This is a genomic window from [Clostridium] aerotolerans DSM 5434, assembly GCF_000687555.1.
Taxonomy (GTDB): Bacteria; Bacillota; Clostridia; order Lachnospirales; family Lachnospiraceae; genus Lacrimispora; species Lacrimispora aerotolerans.
In genome coordinates this window covers 1-7486 of record NZ_JHWJ01000033.1, presented here as the reverse complement: position 1 = coordinate 7486, position 7486 = coordinate 1, and the positions used below count along the sequence as shown (strand labels likewise).

Below are 7486 nucleotides of genomic sequence, written 5' to 3'. Positions count from 1 at the left end.
GCATATTATGCTTTATACCATTTAGAAAGAGGTGTATATTATGCAAAATCATTTAAAAGAATCCGTTCATTTAAATAAATGTAAACTTCCTCTCTCATTTGTTAAAAATAATGGGCAGGAAGATCAGAGAGCCCACTTTACGACAAATTTTAAAGGCCGCCGTTTTTTCTTTTCTTCAGACCGGATTACTTCCGTTGAGCTGGAGCCTATAGAGGAAGAAGTCCCAGAGCCAGATCAGCCTAGAAATGGTGTGGCTCTGGAGCTCTCTTTTACAAATGCAAATACCAATCTTTTCCCGGAAGGAATCTCTCAGCAGGAGGGATATCACCACTTTTTTAAAGGAAATGACTCTTTAAAGTGGCAAAATGGAGTTCCCCATTATAAGGAACTAAAATATAAGGCTGTCTGGCAGGGCGTGGATCTGGAGATTTCTGCCAGTGATGATGGTTTGAAAATGAACTGGTTATTAGATAGTCCTGAACACGTCTCTTCTCTCCGGCTTCATTGGGAAGGGGCTGAGAGTCTGGAAATAGACGTGACAGGAAATCTACTGGTACACCATGCACTAGGAACCCTCACAGACTTAGCTCCTATTGCTTATCAGGAGATAGATGGTATCGTCATACCAGTGAACTGCGCCTATCAGCTTTACAATGATTTCGATATTGGTTTTGAATTAGTTGGGGATTATTCTTCAGATGCCCCCCTTGTCATTGATCCCATTCTTCTGTATTCCACCTATCTTGGAGGCGCAGATATTCAATACGGTCAATCAATTGCCGTAGATGACCAGGGTCATGCCTATGTAGTTGGTTACGTGAATTCAACTGGCTTCCCAGTAACACCAGGTGCCTTTCAAACTACTTTCTCCGGAAATGTAGATGCGTATGTCACCAAGTTTTCCCCCAACGGAGAATCTCTTGTTTATTCCACGTATCTTGGAGGCAGTGGCGTAGATAGAGGATATAGTATTTCCTTGGATGATGAATATTGCGCCTATGTCACAGGAGAGACCCGTTCTATAAACTTTCCAATTACACCAGGTGCTTTTCAAACCACTCGTGGATATATGTTTGTTACTAAAATAGCGGCAGACGGTGGGAGCCTTATCTACTCCTCTTTTTTGGGAAACAGTAATACTGATATTGGTTATGATATTGTCGTGGATCCGCAAGGTAGTGCTTATGTGACAGGGAGAACCAACTCCACTGTTTTGCCCTCTACCCCTGGCGCCTTTCAAACCACCTTACCCAATGCAAACAGTAGTGGGTTTATTACTAAAGTTTCCCCTAACGGAGCAAGCCTAATTTACTCCACCTACCTTGGGGGTAGTCTTTATGATGGTTGCGCTGGAATTGTTTTGGATGCCCAGGGGCATGCGTATGTTACTGGCACTACTCAATCTACTAATTTTCCTATAACACCGGGTGCTTATCAGACTACTTTTATAGATAATGCAATAATTATTACCAAATTGGCAATTGACGGAAGTTCTCTTATCTACTCTACCTTTTTGGCCGGAAGCGGTAATGATGTCGGACTTAACATTGATGTAGATAACTTAGGTCATGCATTTGTCACAGGATACACCAGCTCATCTGATTTTCCAGTAACACCTAACGCGTTCCAAGCAACAAAAGGAACTGCTGTAACTACTGGGTATGTATCCAAGCTATCTCCATCTGGAGATAGTTTAATTGCCTCCACCTATTTGGGGGGAAGCCTTTCAAGTTCCTGTAATGATATTAAAACTGATATACAAGGTCATGCATATGTCACGGGTCAAACTCAATCAGCCGATTTTCCAACAACACCAGATGTATTTCCTTCTTCTTTAAGAGGAAATTCAAATGCAATTATAAGTGTTTTTACAGCAGATCTTACTAACCTTATTGTTTCTTACTATCTGGGCGGAAGCAATTATGATGGTGGCTCAGCTATTGATATCGGACTGGATGGTGCCATATATACGACAGGCACGACTAACTCTATGAATTTCCCAGCCACACCAGGAGCATACCAGACGACACTAATTGGAAGTGAAGATGCTTATGTTAACAAAGCAGCGTTTGCATTTTATAATCAGATATCTCTAAATGTGATAAAATTAGTATAGGTATTTCCTACAAAATAAGGTGCCTTGGTCAATATTAGATGCCGGCAACCTGTCTATGAAAGACAGATTGCCGGCATCTATTTTTTATTCCCCTAACCTAAATCTTAACAGCCTTACCTACTCGATTCTCAGAGTAATTACGTCCCCTGCTGTTAGGCTTAGTATAATTGAGTTAGAGAATGTGCCCACCATTATCTCGGTTGGAACGGCGGCAGAATTAACATCTACTCCGTTAACGGCTACGGTGACCGTAGCGTCAATATTATTGCTTATTGAAATACTATAATTAATCTTATATACGCCGGTTTGCTCTATTGTTATAGGTGCAGTACCAGGTGTATGGGTAATTCCCTGCAAGATCCCGTTATTACTAAAAAGAACATCTCCTGATAATAATACTGCTGTTTCGGAGTCCTCTGCCAATGGTGTAAATACGTTTCCAAAAACAGTTATGCCTGGTCCTGTATCACCAGTTGCTCCGGTTGGACCTGTTGCCCCTGTGGGACCAGTCGCTCCCGTTGGGCCAGTATCCCCTGTGGGACCGGTCGCTCCTGTTGGGCCAATACCCGTTGGACCCGTGTCTCCCGTTGGGCCGGTAGCTCCTGTCGGACCGGTAGCTCCTGTGGGGCCGGTAGCTCCTGTTGGACCGGTGGCTCCTGTCGGACCCGTGTCTCCTGTTGGTCCCGTCGCTCCCGTTGGACCCGTCGCTCCTGTCGGACCGGTGGCTCCCGTCGGGCCTGTGTCCCCTGTCGGGCCGGTTGCTCCCGTTGGACCAGTGGCTCCTGTCGGACCGGTGATTCCTGTCGGGCCGGTATCTCCCGTTGGACCTGTGGCTCCTGTTGGACCCGTCGCTCCTGTCGGACCCGTCGCTCCCGTTGGACCCGTTACCCCTGTCGGGCCGGTCTCTCCTGTAGGACCGGTGGCTCCCGTTGGTCCGGTCGCTCCCGTTGGCCCCGTCACACCAGTTGGACCCGTGGCTCCTGTTGGGCCGGTGGCTCCTGTTGGACCCGTGGCTCCGGTTGAGCCGGTCTCTCCTGTTGGACCAGTGGCTCCTGTCGGGCCTGTCGCTCCTGTTGGACCGGTAGCTCCCGTTGGGCCGGTTTCTCCTGTCGGACCGGTAGCTCCCGTTGGACCGGTAGCTCCTGTTGGACCACTAGCTCCTGTTGGACCGGTAGCTCCTGCCAGACCCGAAGTTCCCGCCGGGCCAGGGGCACCGGTCGGACCGGTAGCTCCCGTTGGACCGGTGGCTCCCGTTGAACCTGCAGCTCCTGTTGTACCACTATCTCCTGTCGGACCTATATCTCCCGTCGGGCCGGTGGCTCCTGTAACACCAGGGGCTCCTGTGGGGCCGGTATCTCCTGTTGGACCAGTGGCTCCCGTGGGACCGGTGGCTCCTGTCAGGCCGGTAGCTCCTGTTGAACCAGTGTCTCCGATTGGGCCGGTAGCTCCTGTCGGACCGGTGGCTCCGGTTGGACCGGTTTGACCTGTTGGACCTGTTGTTCCAGCTGTACCTGTAGGACCAGTGGGGCCAGTGAATCCAGTTTCGCCGGCAGCTCCTGCCGGACCGGTATCTCCTGTTGGACCGGTGGCTCCCGTTGGGCCTATATCCCCCGTTGGGCCCGTAGCTCCTGTTGGGCCTATATCTCCCGTTGGACCGGTGGCTCCGGTTGAACCAGTAGCTCCCGTTGGGCCGGTATTACCTGTTGGGCCAGTGGCTCCGGTTGGGCCGGCATTTCCCGTCGGGCCTGACGCTCCAGTGGGACCAGTGGCTCCCGTTGGGCCTGTTACCCCTGTCGGACCGGTGGCTCCGTTTAACTTATGCACATACTTCTATTTTTCTGGAAAAGGATTCTTGAAATTATAGTGAATAAAGACATTCCTTTCTTTGTCTATTTCGATTCTTTCAATTAATTGAGTTAAAATGGTCTTATCTGGTACCTGGAATTGAATGATATCTGTAAGAATCTTTTCATAGTTATCACAATCCTGGTTGTTTGAGTTCAGCACCTGCTGCAATTTTTTCATTTGCTCGTATCGGGTGTTTACATTTTCCTTTTCTTTAATATAGTCATTGATAAGAGTGATAAAGGTATCATTTGTTATGATTTTATTTACCTTATCCTCGTATAGTTTTTTCATAAATGTCTGGATTTCCATGCGTCTCTTCTCAAGTTGAACCAGCTCACCACTGTACATATCCGTTTTTTCTTTCTTTGCTAAAGATCCAAATTGCTTATAAAAGTCGTTGGGTAAAGCTTTTAAAGCAATTTCTCTAAGCTCATTCATAATGAAAGAATCCAGGGTTTCTTCATCAATATAATGACTGCTGCAATAGCTTTTTCCGTGTCTTAAATAAGTCATACAGTTCATTTTATGCTTCCCATTTACCTTTTTATAGGTGAGCTTGGAGCCACATTCTTTGCAGTAAACAAGCCCATTTAGAAGGTGCTTTGCACCACTCTTTCTTCCATAAAGAACGGTCTTTTTATCCATTAATTTTTGTACTAAATTGTACTGCTCCTGATCAATGATGGGTTCATGAGTATTCTCAACGATAATCCATTCTGATTGTTTGTAGTTCTTCATTTTCTTTGTTTTATAGTTAATCTTTCCTGATCTTCTCTGTGCCATATGGCCGAGATAAGTTGGATTTGTAAATACATTTTTCACCATTCCCTGGTTCCATAATCTCCGATCGGTCCTCTTGTTTTTATAATTACAGAAGGTCTCTTTGTAAGCAATGGGGGAAGGAATATTTTCTTCGTTCAAGATTTTAGCTATGGCTCCCATGCTGTTGTCATTGATATAGAGATTGTACATACGTTTCACGATGGCCGAGGCATAGGGGTCAACAATTAATTTATTTTTGTTATCAGGGTCCTTTAAATATCCGTAAGGGGCAAATGCACCAATGAATTGGCCTCTTTTTCTTTTTTCGTCAAATACAAAACGGATTTTCATTGAAATATCTTTTGCGTACATGTCATTTAAAAGAGATTTGAAGGGACCTATATCACTGACGCTGCCTGGAGCACTGGTGTCAATACCATCACTTAAAGCAATATACCGGATATTTTTTTCCGGGAAATACCGTTCCAGATAATAACCGGTTGTTATATAATCCCGTCCTAATCGGGACAGATCTTTTGTTATAACTAAATTGATTTTTTTACTTTCTATATCATTTAATAACTGTAAAAATCCGGGGCGGTCAAAACGCAGACCAGAGTATCCGTCATCAACATATACCTGATAACAAGTCCAGTCCTGTGAAAGTATGTACTCGATTAAAATATTCCTTTGATTCTCAATACTAATGGACTGACCGATTGATTCGTCTTCCTTTGATAGCCTTAAATAAACAGCAACTCTGTATTCATTTCTGAATTTACTAAGTTCTGACCTGGTACGGTTATCGTTACCAATCATTCTTTCACTCCTTTTCGTCTTCAATACTAATTATGCCTGCAGAAAGATTTTTTTTAGTTTGAGGGTTCTTTAGGATATAATCATTGGATTTTAAGTAGTTATAAATAGATTTGGAAAACAGCTTATTGAATTCACTCCCCTCCTCTTTAAAACCAGAGACCGCTTTTAGATGATCTTTACTCATATTACCTACCTTAACGTTCTTTGTTAACCATATGCAATTATAGTTGTCTACTTAGATAGTTTCCTACCACAAATCTCGACATATTCATGTTATTTCATCAGATGATGCATCAGCAAATAGTCTGAATTTATTGTCTTTTGTTTTCGATATTAGAACATTTGATTTGTATTTTGAAAGGTTATCATAATAATTTTCTTGATTCTTACCACAAGTTAAACGGAGCAGTTGCTCCTGTTGGGCCAGTCGGGCCAGTTCCACCGGAACCCTCCCCGCCAATTACTACAAGGGTTGCTTTGACCGGGACAATAGTGGGATAATAAACCTCTGCGGTACTGTTATTTCTAAGCTCTACCGTAACAGGTGCCTCATTGACCACAAATATTCCCACACCTACAACTTCACCAGTCTTAATGGGTGAATTACCTACAAGAAGGTCTCCCTGAGATGATACAAGCGCGAAGCCCACACCATTTGAGGATGCAGAAGATTGGGTATCTACCCACCAGTCAAATTCATATCTACCCGGTTGAAGCAAAGTAATGGTACCGGTGGCGCTGTTATAACTGACAGAATCAGATATAACCACAATGGAATCAAAAATTACATTTTCATTTACCCCAACGGTTCCATCTGCTAACCGCTCTATCTGTAAAATTGTGTCGCTCATGATATCCTTCTCCTTTACCTAAAATAAAGTATTGTCGAACAATAACTGCAAATGCCACCTTAATTATCTATCTATATCCAGGACTTCTACAGCTATTATACTTATCATAATATGTCAAGCTGGCTTACTGAGTGTATAATCATAACTACTTTGTGTTACCAATATTCAGCATGAGTATATGGGTGAAAACCGGGTAAGATGGGTATGTCAAAATTGACATCTCACCATTTGACATTTGAAAAAGCTATCTGGAAAGTCCAATAAAAAAAGGACTTTCCAGACAGCCTTTTTTGCGTCTATATTCTCAGTAGGCTATTTATTTCTTTTAACCAGATATCTTAATAATCAAAATTTGTGCCGAAGGCTGTGCAATTGCAGGACTTAATCTGGCTGGTGTTAAGGCATCATTAGCAAAACTAATTACATTGCTAGGCTCAGTAATCTGAAGAATGAAAGTCATACCCATAGGAACTTTGTTTGGAGTAATGGGTGCATTAGCGTAGATCGCTCTTCCACCGGGTACAGCATTACCTGGTCTTCTAACATCAAAGGCTAAAAGCAGTCCGGCGGCACTCACCGAACCGTGAACGTACCAGGATACAAGGTAAGTGCCAGTTAAAAGAGTAATTTCATCAGCTGCCGTCTGTACAATATCTGGGGCACCGTTATCGATTAAAGTTACGTTAAATGACACTGTTTCAAGGCCATTAACCACAATATCTTCGTTATTGGCAATAAATAAGCTTCTCGCTGTGCTAGTTCCACCGGTAGGACCAGTGGGGCCGGTGGCTCCCGTTGGACCTGTCTCTCCTGTCGGACCTGTGGCTCCCGTTGGACCTGTGGCTCCTGTCGGACCTGTAGCTCCCGTTGGACCGGTGGCTCCCGTTGGACCTGTGGCTCCTGTCGGACCGGTGGCTCCCGTTGGACCTGTGGCTCCTGTCGGACCTGTAGCTCCTGTGGGGCCCGTGGCTCCTGTCGGACCTGTGGCTCCTGTGGGGCCTGTTTCTCCTGTTGGACCGGTGGTTCCCGTTGTGCCTGTTTCTCCTGTCGGACCGGTGGCTCCCGTCGGACCGGTAGCCCCTGTCGGGCC

Annotated in this window: 6 protein-coding genes; 1 reads left to right on the top strand and 5 read right to left on the bottom strand. The window is 44.9% G+C overall.

The features are described 5' to 3' along the window. The first annotated feature begins 40 nt into the window (after positions 1 to 40). Entirely contained in the window at positions 41 to 2116 is a 2076-nt protein-coding gene (locus tag T546_RS0122050; RefSeq protein ID WP_026893463.1) for a DUF7948 domain-containing protein, read from the top strand. Between the two features lie 117 nt (positions 2117 to 2233). Here the strand turns inward: T546_RS0122050 and T546_RS24865 are convergent, their stop codons facing one another. The 5 genes from T546_RS24865 to T546_RS25750 all read right to left on the bottom strand — a co-directional run. Further along, positions 2234 to 3940, bottom strand: coding sequence for a BclA C-terminal domain-containing protein (locus tag T546_RS24865; protein WP_084326586.1), 1707 nt, complete (start codon positions 3938 to 3940; stop codon positions 2234 to 2236). 6 nt (positions 3941 to 3946) lie between these two features. After that, on the bottom strand, positions 3947 to 5545 hold the full coding sequence (locus tag T546_RS0122040; RefSeq protein ID WP_026893462.1) for a recombinase family protein: 1599 nt from the start codon (positions 5543 to 5545) through the stop codon (positions 3947 to 3949). Positions 5546 to 5549: 4 nt separating this feature from the next. Next, the gene (locus T546_RS0122035; protein WP_026893461.1) at positions 5550 to 5729 is read right to left on the bottom strand and encodes a hypothetical protein; all 180 of its coding nucleotides are present in this window, start codon (positions 5727 to 5729) and stop codon (positions 5550 to 5552) included. Between the two features lie 202 nt (positions 5730 to 5931). Next, positions 5932 to 6396, bottom strand: coding sequence for a hypothetical protein (locus T546_RS24340; protein WP_051630049.1), 465 nt, complete (start codon positions 6394 to 6396; stop codon positions 5932 to 5934). Positions 6397 to 6721: 325 nt separating this feature from the next. Continuing rightward, the coding region (locus tag T546_RS25750) for a collagen-like protein (protein WP_207641343.1) at positions 6722 to 7486 on the bottom strand (765 nt) is incomplete at its 5' end.

What these genes read in the sequence shown, in the direction of transcription:
- T546_RS0122050 (WP_026893463.1), top strand. Translation starts at nt 41, where the DNA reads ATGCAAAATCATTTAAAAGAATCCGTTCATTTAAATAAATGTAAACTT.
- T546_RS0122035 (WP_026893461.1), bottom strand. Translation starts at nt 5,729, where the DNA reads ATGAGTAAAGATCATCTAAAAGCGGTCTCTGGTTTTAAAGAGGAGGGG.
- T546_RS24340 (WP_051630049.1), bottom strand. Translation starts at nt 6,396, where the DNA reads ATGAGCGACACAATTTTACAGATAGAGCGGTTAGCAGATGGAACCGTT.
- T546_RS0122040 (WP_026893462.1), bottom strand. Translation starts at nt 5,545, where the DNA reads ATGATTGGTAACGATAACCGTACCAGGTCAGAACTTAGTAAATTCAGA.